This is a genomic window from Trinickia acidisoli (assembly GCF_017315725.1).
Classification (GTDB): domain Bacteria; phylum Pseudomonadota; class Gammaproteobacteria; order Burkholderiales; family Burkholderiaceae; genus Trinickia; species Trinickia acidisoli.
Map to the genome: position 1 here is coordinate 1,738,990 of NZ_JAFLRG010000001.1, position 16,729 is coordinate 1,755,718.

General features: G+C 59.8%; 8 protein-coding genes. 2 read left to right on the plus strand and 6 right to left on the minus strand.

Annotated features, from left to right (window positions below; translation table 11 throughout):
- Window positions 1-109: 109 nt before the first annotated feature.
- Window positions 110-1,033 (minus strand): nucleotidyl transferase AbiEii/AbiGii toxin family protein, encoded by a 924-nt coding sequence (locus J3485_RS08025; RefSeq protein ID WP_206951973.1) that lies wholly within the window; start codon window positions 1,031-1,033, stop codon window positions 110-112.
- The gene (locus tag J3485_RS08030) at window positions 1,030-1,629 is read right to left on the minus strand and encodes a type IV toxin-antitoxin system AbiEi family antitoxin domain-containing protein (protein ID WP_206951974.1); all 600 of its coding nucleotides are present in this window, start codon (window positions 1,627-1,629) and stop codon (window positions 1,030-1,032) included. Before J3485_RS08030 ends, J3485_RS08025 begins: the two co-directional genes overlap by 4 nt.
- Before the next feature lie 106 nt (window positions 1,630-1,735).
- On the opposite strand from J3485_RS08030, the gene J3485_RS08035 reads away from it, so the two are divergent.
- Both J3485_RS08035 and J3485_RS08040 read left to right on the plus strand, forming a co-directional pair.
- Window positions 1,736-5,800: a helix-turn-helix domain-containing protein gene (locus J3485_RS08035; RefSeq protein WP_242538709.1), complete on the plus strand. Its 4,065-nt coding sequence runs from the start codon at window positions 1,736-1,738 to the stop codon at window positions 5,798-5,800.
- Window positions 5,801-6,793: 993 nt separating this feature from the next.
- Entirely contained in the window at window positions 6,794-9,679 is a 2,886-nt protein-coding gene (locus J3485_RS08040) for an ankyrin repeat domain-containing protein (RefSeq protein WP_206951976.1), read from the plus strand.
- Window positions 9,680-10,036: 357 nt separating this feature from the next.
- Here the strand turns inward: J3485_RS08040 and J3485_RS08045 are convergent, their stop codons facing one another.
- From J3485_RS08045 to J3485_RS08060, 4 genes are all read right to left on the minus strand, one after another.
- A complete protein-coding gene (locus J3485_RS08045) occupies window positions 10,037-11,239 on the minus strand; it encodes a Fic family protein (RefSeq protein ID WP_206951977.1) in 1,203 nt (400 codons plus the stop codon).
- Window positions 11,240-11,641: 402 nt separating this feature from the next.
- Window positions 11,642-12,022: a VOC family protein gene (locus J3485_RS08050; protein WP_206951978.1), complete on the minus strand. Its 381-nt coding sequence runs from the start codon at window positions 12,020-12,022 to the stop codon at window positions 11,642-11,644.
- Window positions 12,023-12,159: 137 nt separating this feature from the next.
- On the minus strand, window positions 12,160-15,144 hold the full coding sequence (locus tag J3485_RS08055) for a bifunctional diguanylate cyclase/phosphodiesterase (RefSeq protein ID WP_206951979.1): 2,985 nt from the start codon (window positions 15,142-15,144) through the stop codon (window positions 12,160-12,162).
- Window positions 15,141-16,436: an ABC transporter substrate-binding protein gene (locus J3485_RS08060; RefSeq protein WP_206955706.1), complete on the minus strand. Its 1,296-nt coding sequence runs from the start codon at window positions 16,434-16,436 to the stop codon at window positions 15,141-15,143. Before J3485_RS08060 ends, J3485_RS08055 begins: the two co-directional genes overlap by 4 nt.
- Between the last annotated feature and the right edge of the window lie 293 nt (window positions 16,437-16,729).

Genomic DNA, 16,729 nt, shown 5'->3' on the forward strand with positions numbered 1-16,729 from the left:
ACATCGTAACGAAGAGCCACGGGCGTCGCGAATTCATTGCTTGCACGACTGTGCTCTCCCACGGTTGGGAATATCGCTGGACCCGTAGGCTTCCGCGGAGTCAATTAATTCAGCGCCAAGCCCCGCCATCGGGATCCCAGCGGCCTTTGGCGCCTTCCGGTAGCGCCAGGTTAGCGATGACGGGGCCGAAGAATCGCCGCAACTCTTCTTGCAAGTCCGCGAAAGGCGGCGGTTGAAGGCTTGGTGGATTTCGGCGCAGGAAACCGGTCCAGAGGCCGCGCTCGTCGGCGATTTTCGCGAACGCTTCAGTAAGACCCACCGGCATTTCGGTCGGGATTGACGTTTCGCGGCGCCGCAACGTGCCACTAACCGCCTCAAGCAGACCGGGGAGATCGAACGAGAAGGTGCGGGTTGTGACCCATATGTCGTGAAAATCCTTGATCCTTCCGTTTGTTTCCCCGAAACGTATCATGGCCTCGAACTTCTCTGCTACGACTGTTTCGGGCGGGTACATCAGGATGTTTGCCGCAGGCAAATCCGGCAGGAGGTTCGGGAAATTCTGGCGCGTCGGCTGCGGGTAAACGTGGTCGCCGAACCCGATGTCTACCTGCACGGGGATTCGTGCTTTGGCCAGGTCGCCGGTCAGGCTCAGTTGAACACCTTGGTACTTGTCGGCTTCGCGCACCGGTTCGACTTTCAGCGTTGCCACGTCGAAGACAATGCCGTCGTCAGGGGCCTCGACTTGGCAGATGCGGGAGAAGAGTTCGGTGATGATGGCAGGGTCGGGGTTGCCATGACCAAGCAGATCGAGGTCGCCAGTTGGCCGGAAAACGTGTTCGGGCCAAGTCGCGAACAACATAGCACCCTTTAGCACATAGCGCTCGGTGGCTTCCGTCTGGCTGAGCCGGAAGAGCAGGCGCTCTATCGCAAAGCGCGTCAAAATGCGTTGGTAGTCGTCACCGTGCTGTTTGGCGTGAGCGAGCAACCTCGCTCTGATGGAGGCTGCAGGATTCTTGAGACCCTTGGGATTCATTGCATGGCCTTAATGTAAGGTTTGATTCGCTCTGCCACACGATCAATAGCTGCATATTTCATCAGTTCGGTTACAGTCGTCTTGCGTTGGCGCAGGGCGTCACGAAGCGCCTCTATGGCAACGTCTTCGCCGACGTGGCGGCGATGCTTGAAGCAATCCGCAACCGTTTTCGCGACTCCGAAAATCGGGACGTCGACTCCCTCTATCCGGATGCGTTCTACACCTGCGGTTAGGGCATCGCCAGTTGCACGAACAACCTCGAGGCGTAGGCCCGGTGCGTTCGGGGTCCTCGCCTTATGAGGAATGGTCATCCATACGGCGTGTGGCAGTTGGGTAGTGAGCTCATGGTGCCGGAGGGCAGTGATCAGACTGATAACGCCATTCGGGACGAGGCGGACTGCTTCGGCGAGATCGTGAGCAATGTCCTCACCGACGCGCTCCGGGTCTTGGTAGAGGCCGCGGCCAAGGCGGACCAGGTCGCCGGAGTCGGTTAGGCGCTTCAGGTAGGTGAGGGGGATGCCTGCAGCCTTAAAGTCACGTGCACGCGCGATTCCCCGGTCTCGTATGAGACTCAGGGCGAGCTCGCGATAATTCATATGAGGTTCGACCATGATTGTTATTAATTGTCGGCAAATATTCTAATTTGTCAACATAAAATAACAGTTGACCAATAAAGACTGATGTCATATATTTTCTATGACCATGACGCAGTCTACCCTTCCTTCGGATCTGACGCCCAAACATATTCGGGCCGCTCGTGCGCTCTTGGCGTGGTCCCAGCAAGACCTGGCCAAGGCGGCTGGTGTGGCGACCTCGACGGTGGCCGACTTTGAGCGAGGCCACCGGACCCCGGTCGCTAACAACGCCCAAGCCATTCGCAGCGCGCTCGAAGGCGCCGGTATCCGATTCTTGCCAACCGGTGCCGTGATTGGCCCGGCCATTCCGCGCATCACGCCCTCCGAGCGTCCTGGCGCGCCGATTCGATGGGTAGATGCAGAAGACCTTTCGAACTGGGCGAATCGAACCGATGGTGTGGCTAGTCTGCCGACTCTGCTCGCTCATCTCATTCGAGCTACTCTTGGCCTAGCCGTGCAGCTTCGCTTTCCGGCCGACGTGGGAGTATGGCATTCGGGCTGGGACGGGGTCACTTCGACCGAGACCGGACGAACCTACGTGCCGCAGGGTAATGCTGGTTGGGAGATCGGCACTCAACGGAGCAAGATCGCGCAAAAGGCGACGGAGGACTATGAGAAACGAACGGCGGAATTTGCGCCACTCGATCCCGCCAACGCTGCCTATGTGTTCGTCACTCCCCGCCACTGGCCGAAGAAAGATGAGTGGGCCAAGAGTCGACAGGCCGAAGGCGTATGGCGAGAAGTCCGTGCCTACGATGCTGACGACCTCGTCCATTGGATCGAACAAACGCCTGCGGTCGGGCTGTGGCTGACTAATCGCCTAGGGAAGCGGCCGGCGGGAACGCGGGAACTCGAAGAAGTCTGGGAGGAATGGTCCCGCGCGGCCCAGATGCCGCTGACGGAAGACTTGGTTCTTAGTGACCGGGACCAGGACGCAGTTGAAGTTCTCCGCTGGTTGCGCGGCGAGCCATCCGTCCTCTCTCTTCAAGCCACCTCGGCCGACGAGGTAGTGGCGTTCTTCCATGCCACCCTCGGCATGCTGCCGGTCGATATAGCGGCCGCCTATCGCGCTCGTTGCCTTGTCGCGACTACAGCTGCGAGCGCCAGGGCGCTGGCGAATGGGCCTGCGCCGCTGATCCTGCTGATGACCGAACCCGAGCCCGGTTTGGCTCGAGCCCTTACCGAGCGCGGTCACTTCGTGCTGCAGGCTTACGACGAGCGCGAACTGTCTCGCGGTGAAGTTCGTATCCTCGCGCGCCCGTCGCGCGAAGGGATCGCCAGCGCCCTGATCGCCACTGGAATCGCCGAGCCTCGGGCTCAGGCCCTCGCACGCGACAGCGCCCGTAACCTAGCAGTTCTCCGTCGGCTTATCCCCAGCGCGCCGGGGCGTCTTCCTCGCTGGGCGCAAGAAACGCCGCCTCGTGCTTTGCTGGCGGCGCTGCTGGCGGGCGGTTGGGATGAGAGCGTGGAAGCAGACCGATCTCGGCTCGCCGAGATCGCCGACCAGCCCTATGAGACCGTCATTGCCGCTCTGGCCTCTTACGTGGGCGATTTCGACAGTCCACTGCAGAAGATCGGATCGACTTGGCGCGTCACTTCGCCGTTGGACGCGTGGTTCCTGCTCGCGCCGTACCTGACGAGCGCTGACATCACGCGCTTTGAAGCCGCCGCGCACGCCGTGCTTGGCTCTGCGGACCCGCGTTTCGAGATGGACCCCGGCGAGCGGTGGATGGCGGCTGTGCAAGGTATTCGTAGGGACTATTCGGGCGTGCTGCGTCACGGCATCGGGCAGGTGTTGATCCTGCTTGCCCTGTGGGGCAATAAGGTCCGTACTGTTCCTAATGCGGCGCAACGCGCCGACGCCGTTGTGGACAAGCTGCTGCAGAGCGCCGACCAGCAACGGTGGTGGTCACTCTCAAAGGATTTCCGGCTGCTGGCCGAGGCTTCGCCCAAGGCCTTCCTGAGCGCCATCGAGGACAGCCTCGATCAGAACGATCCCCCCATCCGAGCTCTGTTCGGCGCCGACGAGGGCGGCCCGTTCGGGACCGAACACCTTTCCGATCTCCTCTGGGCGCTCGAGTCCCTGGCTTGGTCGCCAGAACTGATGCCACGCGTGACGCATGTCCTAGCTCGCCTCGACGCTATCGATATTAAGCCGGGGCGGTACGCGAATAGGCCGGCGTGCAGTCTTCGCGAGATCCATCTTCTCTGGATCCCGCAGACCTATGCGACGCTCGACCAGCGGCTTCGAGCTATCGACCTAATCCGAAAGCAGGAGAGCGACGCCGCTTGGAAGCTGATGCTCGGCATCCTGCCTAAGGGGCACGATACGTCCACGCCATCGCCCATGCCGCGATGGCGCGACTTCACGTCCGACACGGTCGAAGTCGTGACCTACGGTTTGATTGGGCGCGGCGCAGCAGCGATCACTGAACGGTTACTCGCGGACGTAGGCACGAACGCCTCTCGGTGGTCGGCTCTTCTGGATCGATTCGCCGATCTAGCGCCGGACGTAGAAACCGGACTCGCGACGCTGGAGGCTGCAGAACGGAAGTTCGCGGACAAAGCTGATCGCGCGGCGCTTTGGGAGAGCTTGCGGCGTGTGCTGCACCATCATCGGCTGGTCCCGGACGCTGCCTGGCGCATGTCCGATGAAGTGCTTGATCGGCTGGAAGTCATCTATGAGCGCTTCGCGCCGCTCGATTCGCTTGAGCGCACGGCTTGGCTCTTCGAGCAGTCAGTCGCATTGCCCAAACTTTCGACGACGGGCTGGGAGGCGCAGGAGCGCGACGTCGACGCGGCCCGGCAGCAGGCGGCGCTGGCGCTGTTCTCCGAAGGCGGTGTGAGGACCATCTTGGACCTCGCGCGTCTTGTCGGCACTGCCGGCTACATCGGCAAGGCGCTCTACGATAGCGGACTTTCGGAGTTCGATCTCAACGCAGTTCTAGAGGCCGCGCTTCGAAGCGACAACGATCGTGAGCGGGACGTAGCACACGGCCTGATCATTTCCGCATTCCGTGATCGAAAGGAGCCTTGGGCTGCGGCCTTGATCGCTAAGGCCGAGGATGGGGCGTGGGGTGAGACCGCGCTGCTGACGATCTTCCGAGCCCTTCCAGTTCACCACTGGACATGGAACCAAGTCGCAAAGGCTGGCCGGGAAATCGATGATACCTATTGGCGCCGAGCGCCGGTGCTCTGGATGGATGACGGCAGCGACGAAGCCGCGTTTGCCATTCGCAAACTGATCTCCGTCGGCCGCGCTCGCCACGCTCTGCCTTTGGCGGCGGGACGCGGCAGCAAGGTCTATTTGCCGTCAGACTTGCTCGTGGAGGTTCTGCAAGAGGCGGTGCGCCAGCCGTTCGAAAGCAACGGTGACACGAACGAAGTGACCATGTTCCAACACTACGTCGCCGAAATCCTCCAGATACTCGATGAGCGCAGCGATGTGGACAAGGATACCTTGGTCGCGCTCGAGTGGGCCTATTTGCCAGTGCTGGAGCATTCGCGTCGACCAGCTAAGGTGCTGCTGGAAGCGCTTTCGGAACAGCCTACGCTATTCATCCAAATGCTCAGCGCCGTATTTAGGGCGAACGAAGAAAGCGGGGTCGTCGATGTTGAGCCCGAGAATCCCGAGCGTGCCCGGGCTGTTGCCGATCAAGCCTATCGACTGCTGGAACTCTGGGACCACCTGCCAGGCACTCGTGACAACGGCACGATTGACGGCGACCTCCTGGAGGCTTGGATCAAGGAGGCTCGCTCGCTTGCCAAGGCGGCCGGCAGAGCCGACATCGCTGATAGCCGGATCGGGCACATGCTATCGGCCTCTCCGGTCGGTGAGGATGGCAACTGGCCGGCCGAACCGGTGCGGAATGTGATCGACCTGTTCCGCAGTAAGCCGATGATAGAAGGCTTCTGGATCGGAAAGAGCAATCGCCGTGGTGTCACCACCCGGATGCCGCGCGACGGTGGGAACCTCGAACGGCAGGAGGCGGCGAAGTACCGCCAGTGGGCAAAGGCGGTTGCCTATGAGCATCCGCATACCGCCAAGGCCCTCGATACCCTGGCAGACAGCTACGAGGAGCAAGCGCATCGCCATGACGACGACGCTGAGCGTCTCGACTGGGAACATTGAACTGGCGGTGGTACCCGGGCGCCTCGCGAAAGCGTGGCTTAGCGAATCGCCCGTTGCGAATGGTGGATGCGTCTCGGCTGCTGATCCGGACCTGCTGTGATGAGGTTAATCAACGAAGGAGAGATATCCGGCACGGACGGCAGTCGATAGGTTGGTTGGGTGTGTTATCGAGGTCGGTCTGATCCATCAGGCGGGGAAACCCGACGCCGTGTTTGAGCGGCGGATACCGTTATGCTTATCTCGCAATGTGAAAAGAGTCGGCGGTTGAGCAGCGTAGGGGTGGAAGTAGGGGTGGCCGCAAGCCCTACAGTAGGGAGTCAAACCCAGCAAGGGTTTGCGGCCGACGTCGTGCCCCCTCCGTCTCCGCCAGTACTTCGATATATGGCGGTGGAAACCCCGCAGAGTCTGGGCTCTGCGGGGTTTTTGTTTGGGCGGCGATTTTTTGAGTCCGGCTGAAACCTGTGCAATCGACCCACGTGGTGGGGGTGAAAGTGGGGGTGAGGAAGCGCTTGACTAAACGGCTTTTTATTGCCGGCGTCGTAGTGCTTCCTGCGCATGCCATTCGTTGATGGCGGCGGTCTGGCAAGAATTCGATCTTAACCATGCGGTCGAAACGAAAGAGCCGCAATTCGCTCCGCAGCATTGGTCTACCGCGCAGCCCGGGAGAGGGGACATGTCACAGGATGCGGACTAATTGCCATTGAATGCCAGCGGCTCGGCGTGCACATCGCAGCAGTTAGTCCAGTGACCTTTCCATCAAAGACCGGCATCAGTGGCTTTGCTTGTTTGTCGGTTAATATCGTTCTCTACGGTATTCTGCCAGTGCATCGTCTTCACGGCCGTTACAATCGCTGCCGGTGGTCCGAGCATTCGGACATGCTGAGCCCCCTGTGAAACAGGTCGAAGCAAACAGGTCGAAGCCGCCCGGCGTATGTCGATCAGAACGTGGTACGAGTCGCACGTCGATACCCTCGAAACCAATCCGGTTAGCGAATGAAGATCCTTGAATACACCGGCCTCGACACCTCTTGTGTCAAGGCCAGCTATCGCAAGGTGGCTGATGCCATCGCACGTCGCGACTTCCGCGCGGCACAGGTCAAGAAGCTCGCCAATCTGAGCCCTGGCAACCTCTATCGCGCCAAGCTCGACGATGCCAACCGGTTGTTGTTCTCTCTGATTCGCCACGGTGAGGAGATCTGCGCGCTGATGCTGGAAGTCATCGCCAATCACGAATACGACAAGTCTCGCTTTTTGCGCGGTGCGGTGATCGACGAAGGCAAAATTCCTGATATCGACACGCAAGAGGCCATCAAGGATGCGCAGACCGTGCGCTATCTGCATCCCGAACGCACGACCATTCACTTGTTGGACAAGCCGATTTCCTTCGACGACACGCAAGACGCCGTCTATCGCCTGCCGCCGCCGTTGATCGTCGTCGGCAGCGCTGGCAGCGGCAAGACCGCGTTGACGCTCGAAAAACTCAAGCACGCCGAAGGCGAGGTGCTGTACGTTACACACTCTAACTACCTCGCACAGAGTGCTCGCGATCTGTACTACGCCAACGGTTTTGAACACGGCGGGCAAGAGGCCACCTTTCTCTCCTACCGTGAATTCGTCGAGTCCATTCGCGTTCCATTCGGTCGTGAGGCGACTTGGCGGGATTTCGCCAACTGGTTTTCGCGCATCCGGCAGGCCTTCAGGGAATTCGATGGCCATCAAGTTTTCGAGGAAATTCGCGGCGTGATAGCGGCTGGGCCGACGGGCCTTTTGTCGCGCGATGATTACCATGCGCTCGGTGTGCGCCAGTCCATTTATCCAGTCGACCAGCGCGATAAGCTATACGACCTCTTTGAAAAGTATTGCTCTTGGCTGGAGGAAGCGAAACTATACGACCTTAATCTCGTCGCTCAGGAGTGGCAGGCGCTGGCCGCGCCACGCTATGACTTTGTCGTCATCGATGAAGTGCAGGATCTCACCACAGTGCAATTGGCGCTGGTATTGAAGACCTTGACGAAGCCTGGCCACTTCCTGCTGTGCGGTGACTCCAACCAGATAGTCCATCCCAACTTTTTTTCTTGGAGCCACGTCAAGAGCTTGTTCTGGAAAGACCCGGCGCTGGCCGAGCGGCAAGAGTTGCGTGTGCTTACCGCTAATTTCCGCAACGGGTTGGAGGCCACGCGTGTCGCGAATCAGCTACTGAAAATCAAGCAGCGGCGCTTCGGTTCGATCGATCGCGAGAGCAACTTCCTCGTGCAGGCGGTCGGGGCGGCGACGGGGCAGGTTGCGCTGGTGCCGGACAAGGACACCACCAAACGCGAGCTTGACAAAAAAATTCGCCAGTCGACGCAGTTTGCCGTGCTGGTGATGCGTGACGAGGACAAGGCAGAGGCACGGAGGCACTTCGCCACGCCGTTGCTGTTCTCCATTCACGAAGCCAAGGGCCTCGAATACGAGAACATCGTTCTTTATCGTTTCGTCTCGGATCACCGCGCTCAATTCAGTGATATCGTCGAGGGCGTCGCTCCCGCTGATCTGGCAGTCGAGACGCTCGATTACCGGCGCGCGAAGGACAAAAGCGATAAGTCGCTAGAGATCTACAAGTTCTTCGTCAATGCCCTCTATGTCGCGCTGACGCGCGCGATCAGGAATCTCTACGTCATCGAATCGGATACCGAGCATCCGCTCTTTGGGCTGCTCGATATGAGTGCCGGCAACGTCACGGTGCAAGCCCAGCAATCCAGCCGGGAGGAGTGGCAGAAGGAAGCGCGCAAGCTCGAGTTGCAGGGCAAGCAGGAGCAGGCCGAAGCCATTCGCCGCAACATCCTGAATCAGGCCCCGGTTCCTTGGCCGGTGTTCGACGAAGCGAAGGTCACTGAACTACTCGTCAAGGTGTTTCGGGAGCAGGTGCCCGGCGGTAAGCCTAAGCAACAGCTTTATGATTACGCGGCTTGTTTCGACGAGCCGCAGCTCGCTCACTGGTTGGTCAGGGAAGCGAAGTTCGATCAGGCAAAGGGCTTTTCGCAGCAGCGCATGACGCTGGGCCGCAAGACCTACGTTCCATACTTCGCCGCTCAATTCAAGGACATCCTGAAACAATGTGATCTGCACGGCATCGAGCATCGTCTGCCGATGAATCAAACGCCGTTGATGGCCGCAGCCGCGGCCGGCAACGTATCGTTGGTGGAAGCGTTGCTGGAGCGCGGCGCCGACCGAGAAGCGATCGATCACTATGGCTATAACGCTCTTCATTGGGCGTTGCGTGAATCCTTCCGCGACGCGAAGTTCGCACACGGCCCGCTTGCCCCGCTTTATGAGAGACTTGCCCCGAGTAGCATCGACGTCAATACAGGCGAGCGGCTTGTGCGCATCGACCGGCATCAATCCGAATACTTTTTACTCCAGACGCTATGGGTGTTGTTCAAGTCGCGCTTCACTCGCCCGTCCCGCAAGCTCAACGGCGCTTTCGACACCAAGACCATTCTGGAGGCTTGGCAGCATCTCCCGACTAACGTTGTACGTCCCGAGCGCAATAAACGACAGCATTTGTCAGGTGTGCTGGCCAGAAACGAGATTGAACGCGACTACGCCTACAACCGGGCGCTTTTCATGCGCGTGACCCAAGGCTGGTATCAGTTCAATCCGAAACTTGCCGTGCGTCGCCGGCTGGGCGACGAAGAGCGTTGGGTTGCGATCTACGCGGCGCTCAATCTGCCGTTAATCAGCGAGTTTTCGTATGTGGATGGGTATGACATCGTGCGGGATGAAATCGACAACTATCTAGCTTCGGCCGGTTTGCCCAGATGCACTACGCCGATCGCGGCGGAGCGTTGGGCCGAGCGCGAAGGGCAGTTGCGGCGGTCGGTGAAAACGCTTGGGTAGTCGGACACGAGCAATTCGTCATGGTTGCGTTTGCAACCACACCTGCGGACGCAACCATGAATGACGATGACTTGGCCTTTCTGCCGCTGAAGGTGACGCGGATTCCTTCCGGCGAACATCTCAATCGTGTCTACGCAGCGCGCCTCATTGCGCGTCGTCAATGTCGCTGCAACCCAATGTCGCCGGATTTGCGCGGGTTTAGATCGCCATCGACAGCTGGCCGAGCATTTGCTGATTCAGATATGTAGGGTAGTCATGCCACGGCAGACCGATGCGATTTCGTCGACGTTTGGCGGCAAGCAATAATTCCCGTAATGTGAGACCAAGGGCCGAGACGCTTTCGATGAGCAAAATGGCCTACTCGTCTGGAGTGACGGCTGAGGGGGCGGGCAGCGGATCGGTACCTTCGCTAAGGATCGCGAGGTAGCGGCGATAGCCAAAGACACGGCCGCGTCGGCGGCCTGTTACTTCCTCGACCACTTCAAGCCGTTGGAGGTCAGCAAGTGCAGCATTGATCGTAGGGGCGGTCAGGCCGGTGCGCTCGACCAAAGCGTTGGCGGTAAGAAATGGATTCTGCTGTAATAAATCATGAACCCGCAGAGCCGATCCCGCACGTTCACTCTCGGCTGTGATCCGCTCACGATCCTCCTTGAAGAGAGCGACGATCCGTGTGGCGGCATCAAAGGCCTGATTGGCGGTCTCGGCGACGCCATCAAGAAAGAATTCAAGCCAAGGTTCCCAAGCACCACGCTCGCGGACTTCCTGCAGGAGCCTATAGTAATCGGCGCGGTGCGTCTTGAGGTAAAGGCTCAGGTAAAGCAGCGGTGAGCGTAGCACCCCACGCGTATTCAAGAAGAGGGTGACAAGGAGCCGGCCGATGCGTCCGTTGCCATCGAGAAACGGGTGAATGCTCTCGAACTGGACGTGGAGTAGACCTGCCTTGAGCAAGGCGGGCAGGCGTGAACGGTCCTCATGCATGAACCGCTCGAGTGCATCAAGACACGCATAGAGTTCGTTGACCGGGGGAGGCACATATAAGGCGTTTCCCGGACGTGTTCCGCCGATCCAGTTTTGCGATCTCCTGAATTCACCGGGGCTTGCCGTGCCGCCTCGCCCATTTCGTAGCAGACGAGCATGCATTTCACGAATCAGCCGGAGCGAAAGCGGTAGCGTCTGGAGACGATCCAACCCGTACATCATCGCGTCCACGTAATTTGACACTTCGCGGACGTCATCGATTGGCTGGCCGGCCTGCGCTTCGGTTTCAAAGCGAAGAAGGTCTGTCAGGGTTGATTGGGTGCCTTCAATCTGAGACGAGAGTACGGCCTCTTTGCGCACGTACATGTAAAGGAAGATCTCTTGGCGGGGGAGGAGCATGGTGATGCCATCCAACCGCCCCAGCGCTCGCTCGGCGAGGCTCAACCTATCAAGCAGACCCAAAATATCGATAGGTGGCTCGGGAGGCAGAGGCGGCGGAACGAAAGCGCGCACGATCTCACCGCCAGCAGCGGTTTCGGCGAAGCGCCCAAGCCGGGTGTTTGTCAGGTTTTCGTCCGCCATGAACAAATTATGGCTGCAGGCTCTTATTTAAACAAGCGGCCTTTCGTTTAAATAGCGGTGGGGCTTAGGTAAGCGGGTTTAAATAGCGTGTCGATGTGGTGCTCGGACGGTGGTGCCTTGATATGAGCCGGCTGGCAGCGAGTTTTCGGATGCGGTCGTATTCCACGATATGGGCAAATGGCGTTAGTTGACGTTGGGGTGGGAGTAGGGGTGGCCTTTGGCTCCGAAGTTGGAAGTCAAACCCGGCGCGGGTTTCCGGGCGACATCGAGCTCCCTCCGTCTCCGCCAATAGGTGGTGACAAAGCCCCGTAAGTTCTCGGACTTACGGGGCTTTGTCTTTTATCGCCCCGAGCGCTTTGCGCGTAAGACGTACGGGAAGTACGCGAGTCAGCGGCGCATTCTCTAATGGCCGCCGTACGGCCGCGTGAGTATTTCGAGGAGATGGCCGCTCGGATCCTCGAAATATGCGCCGTGGCCACCGTCGCGCGTGTTGATTTCGCCTTCGCGTTGCTGAGCCGGATCGGCCCAGTACGGCAGCTTGCGGGCTGCGATGCGATCCATGATTTCCTTGAATTCGGCTTCACTGACGAGAAAGGCGTAATGCTGCGAGGCCGGCCGGTCGTCGGCTTGCTTGAAGTCCATCGTGACGTCGTTGCTGAGATGGACGGTGAGAAATGGCCCGAATGGCGTGGGTTGGGCCAGCCCGAGAATCTCGGTGAGAAATGCCGCCGAGGCATTTCTGTCGCTGGCATAGACGATCGTGTGGTTCAGAGCGACGCTCATGGCTGCGGCTCCCTTTCAAATCGATGCATGAACCTTGGCGAGCGGGCAGCCCCTTGCGCGTTTCGTTCGGACGCCCCTTCGATATAGACGCTGCCCTTCCTAAGTTTAGGCGACTGCGCCTCGCCCCCATCCCGATATCAGCAATGCTGCACCGACTGCCCGGCTTGCGGCGCCGCGCAGCCAGGTGCGTCGGCCGGATCGTTTCGATCCTCCAAACCCGGCGCAAACAGCACCTCGAACCTCTGCGGCGGGATCGGCTGCGAATACAAGAACCCCTGCGCAAAATCGCACCCGATACCCCGCAGGAAATCGCGTTGTTCCGTCGTCTCGACGCCTTCCGCGATGATCTTCAACCCGAGCTTGTGTGCGAGTACGACCATCGCCTCGCAGAGCGCCTGATTGTCGGCATCGAACCCGACGTTGTAGACGAACGACCGGTCGATCTTGAGGTAATCGATGTCGAACCGCTTCAAATAGGCCAATGACGAGTACCCGGTGCCGAAGTCGTCGATCGACACGCGGATACCGGCATCACGGAACGCCAATAGCTTTTCGTTCAACTCGGCATCGAGCAGGAGCCCCTCGGTGATTTCCACCGCGATAGCCTGCCCAGGCATCCCCTCCTGCGCGAGATGTTCCGACCAGTGGACACAAACGAGGTTGTCCTGCCGGATCTGTACCGGCGACATATTCACGCTGATTTGAAAAACCGGCCCGAAGAGCGCACGCCACCGTCGTGCCTGCTGCACCGTCTGCCGGAACACCCAATCGCCGATCGGCACGATGAGGCCCGTTTCTTCAGCCAGCGGAATGAACTCGGTCGGGTTGATCATGCCGCGTTCGGGGTGCAGCCAGCGGATCAGCGCTTCCGCTTTCCGAATCTCGCCCGTCGCAAGCTCGACGATGGGTTGGTAGTAAAGCTGAAACTGCTTGCCGACGATGGCAGCCCGTAAATCACTCGTGAGCCGCAGCCGCCTTTGCGCCACCACGCGCAAGTCTTGCGTAAAGTACCCGACGCGGTTGCGCCCTGCGTTTTTGGCCGCGTACATGGCCTGATCGACGTTCTTGAAAAGCACGTCGAGTTCGGTCGCGTCGTCCGGATAGGTCGTGATTCCGACGCTCGCGGAGATGAACGCTTCGTCGGTGCCGAGTGCGAAGGGTTCGGCCAGCTTCTCGACGATGGCGTTGGCGATCCGTCCCACGCTATCGGTCGCGTCGAGCTTAGGAAGAATGACCGTGAACTCATCGCCGCCAAGGCGCGCGACCGTATCCGATTCGCTCACGCACGAACGGATGCGCCTCGCAGCCTCGACGAGTAGAACGTCTCCCTTGTCGTGCCCGAGCGAGTCGTTCACTTCCTTGAAGCGATCGAGATCGATCAGCATCAATGCCATGCGTTTGCCGTCGGCATCCGACATCCGTGCTTCGTACTCCAGACGGTCGTGAAACATCTGGCGGTTCGGTAGGTTGGTCAGCGTGTCGAAGTTGGCCTGCTTCCAGATCGTTTCCTCGAATGCCATGCGATCCGACAGATCGCGCCCGATCGCCAGTACCGAGTTGATGTTGCCGGACGGGTCGATCTCCGGCGTCAGCGAAATGTGCGTGCACTGTTCACGCCCGTTCGGCCCGATCCACTTCAGTTCGAAGCGCGTGCTTTTTCCGATCGAAATCGCTTCTGCGATTTTCTTCTCGTAGGCGAGCGCACTTGCGCCACCTGGGATTTCCGATGGCCGCTTGCCGAGCACTTCCTCCAAGCTGCGCCCGGTGAGCAAGCAGAACGCCGGGTTCGCATACGTGCGGCGCAGCTCCCGGTCGTATCGCGCAATCGTGTCAGGCGAGTTCTCGATCAGCGTGCGGGAAGCCTGTTCCCGCCTGGCGAGCTCGGCCGTTCTTTCCGTCACGGTGTCTTCGAGGCGCGCATTGATCTCGTTGATCTTCTGGATTTTCTGGCCAATCGCCGTACTCATGCGTTCGAACCGCTGCGCCAATCGCCCGAGCTCGTCGCTGTCGTGCACATCGTCGTGCGCTTCGGCACGCTCTTCGGCTTGCGCGCCGGCGTCGTTGCCCGTGTCGTCCATCTTCTGCACGAGCTTCTTCAGCGGCACGGTAATGCTGTGCGAGATGAAGTAGGCAAGAAAGATCGACAGCAGAAAGCCGGCGATGCCCACCAGCACGATTTGGTTGCGCACGGATTGCGCTTGCGCCGTCAGCGTTTGCTCCGAGGTCGTGCTCACGACGAACCACGTCGTGCTGGGAATCTGGTCGTAGGCTGCAAGATAGCGGCCACCGCGCCTGCTCTCGAATTCGACGATGCCGCTCGTCTCGCCCGCTGCCTTTCGGTTCATGATCTGCTCGATCAGTCGCGGTTCGGCCACGCTATCCGCATCGAGCGCTGCGCCGTCGGCACGCACGATCACTTGGCGATTGCCGGCATCGAGCACGTAGATGTCGGTCCCGCTCCCCGAGGCGAAATCGTGGAAGACCGTAGAGAAATGCTCAGGGCGAATGACGAGCACGAGGCTGCCGATGCGCCGGTTGTCGCTTTTGTCGATGATGGCGCGGACCATGCCGAGATCGCGTTGGCCGAAGCCGCTGTCGTAGCTGCCCCAGTAGGGCCGGCCGTCTTGGCGGTGTGCGCGCTCGACCAGTTGGACCACGCCATGGGTCAGCCGCGCGAACGCCTGCGTGTCCATGACTCGGTTGCGGGCGTCGAGCAGATATTTTTGGTTGACGAAATCGATCGGCCCGTAATGGACGAGCAACTGCCGCGTGATGTCCTCGCGTGCGTCGATTCTCTCCTTCGCGCTGCCGTTCGCGACCCGCGTGAGATCGCCTTGTACGCGATCGGATAGGACGAGCAGGCTGCTTTCGGTCTCGATTTGCTCCATTCGCAACGAGATGTTCCGCGAGACCTGCTTGACCGCGCTCCTCGAAAATGTCTCGGCCTTCTCTTTGATCGCGGCCGTCGATTTCACGTAGGAGATACAGCCCGAAATCACGAGCGGCAGCAGTGCGAGCACGGCGAATGCCGTGGTCAGCCGATAGCGGATTTCAACCCGGCGTAATACGTCCAGTGACAGGTAAGCGAACACGCGTCGCAAGGGGCCGATGATCACGCTCATTTGTAGTGCATCGTCGCTTGATTCTTGACTGACTCGTCAAGGCGTTTCGCGGCCTCTTGGGGCGAGATCTTCCGGAGCAGTACGTCTAGCATCAATCGATGCAATTGCTCTATCGAGTTCGAAGGCAGTACCGAATAGTATGGGCTCGACGTGACGCGGTAGCGGCTGACCGCGTTCGTATAGTCGACCATTGCTCGATCCGTGACGACGGCGCCCTGCACATGCTTGAAGGGCGGGATGTTTCGGCGTTTGTGCTGGAGAATCGGGAAGCCCTTGCCGGCGATGAATTCGAGAAAACGCATCGCCGCAGCCTTGTTTCGCGTCTCGCATACCGCGAACCCCGTTTCGCTGCCGATCACGGGCACCACTTGCTGTCGAGGCGCGTTCCAGGGAGGGATGAAGACGCCGACCTTGAAGGGATTGCCCTGCAGCAAAAGGCCGGCAGCCCAACTGCCGTGGAACGCCATTGCAACCTGGCCTTCCTTGAAAAGCCGGATGCCGCCGTCGTAGTCGGTGGTCATGTACCCGTTTTGCACGTATCCGCGCTCGGGTATGAGCAGGATTTTTTCAAAGATATCGGCGGCCTCGGGCGTGTCGAGATTGAGCGATCCATCGGCGATCTTTCGCTTCCAGTCCGGCTCCCGTGCCACGACTTCATTGGCGAAACCGGAGGCGAACGGCCCGTTGCCGAGCATGTTCGGAAAGCCGCCGCTCCACATGATCGGCACGAACCCCGCCCGCTTCAACTGCTCGCATACCCGCAGGAAATCACGGAAGTTGGTCGGCAGTGCTTTGATCCCCGCCTTCGCGAACATGGCCTCGTTGTAATAGATCAGCGTCGTAGCCACGCCGCCCGAGATGCCGAATTTCTTGGACCGGCGGCTCGTCCAATCGCTTTTGAGCGCGTCGAGCATGTTCTGCCAAGCGGCTGTCCCACCGACGTCGGCGAGAATGCCTTGATCCGCCAGTTCGGCCGCATACGCGTTGGGGTTCACACTGATCAGATCGGGCAGATTGCCGGACGCGACGCGCGGTTTGATGTTCTCTTCGACCGAATTACCGATCATGAACTGTACGTTCACATGAATATCGGGGTTGAGCTTGCCGAATTCTTCGGCGATCTGGAGCATTTGTTCAGGCCAATCGGGCGCCCAGATCAATGCGGTAATCGTGGTGCGGGCTGGCACCGAAGCGCCCGCGGGCGCATGGTCGTGTTGGCGGCAACTGCATAGCGACACGAGCACCAGTGCGGCTAAGCCGGCGAGGCGGAGGGCGAGGCCGATATATCGCATCGTCAAGTCAGTTGCTCGATTCTAGGCGGACGCACGAAGCCAGCGGCATCGCGCGAGCGGCCGTCATTGGCAAACGCCGACATGGGTCGGCGCGCGTGAGGGTGTCCATGGCGGCAGATAGTACGAACAGATCGGTATCTGCATAACGGCACCCGCCACTGAACCTTTAGCGGCGATACGGTATCCCGACGGGGAGGAAGGGGCTTGGCGCGCCTGCAGGCGGCGCGCGCAGCGTTCGAAATTGCCCTCGTCAAACGAAGCCGGCTGCGCCGCTGCGTGTGTGCGTGTACGGT

Coding starts and splice junctions, on each gene's coding strand:
- J3485_RS08045 (WP_206951977.1), bottom strand. CDS start 11,239: ATGGCGGACGAAAACCTGACAAACACCCGGCTTGGGCGCTTCGCCGAA.
- J3485_RS08025 (WP_206951973.1), bottom strand. CDS start 1,033: ATGAATCCCAAGGGTCTCAAGAATCCTGCAGCCTCCATCAGAGCGAGG.
- J3485_RS08060 (WP_206955706.1), bottom strand. CDS start 16,436: ATGCGATATATCGGCCTCGCCCTCCGCCTCGCCGGCTTAGCCGCACTG.
- J3485_RS08030 (WP_206951974.1), bottom strand. CDS start 1,629: ATGAATTATCGCGAGCTCGCCCTGAGTCTCATACGAGACCGGGGAATC.
- J3485_RS08055 (WP_206951979.1), bottom strand. CDS start 15,144: ATGAGCGTGATCATCGGCCCCTTGCGACGCGTGTTCGCTTACCTGTCA.
- J3485_RS08040 (WP_206951976.1), top strand. CDS start 6,794: ATGAAGATCCTTGAATACACCGGCCTCGACACCTCTTGTGTCAAGGCC.
- J3485_RS08035 (WP_242538709.1), top strand. CDS start 1,736: ATGACGCAGTCTACCCTTCCTTCGGATCTGACGCCCAAACATATTCGG.
- J3485_RS08050 (WP_206951978.1), bottom strand. CDS start 12,022: ATGAGCGTCGCTCTGAACCACACGATCGTCTATGCCAGCGACAGAAAT.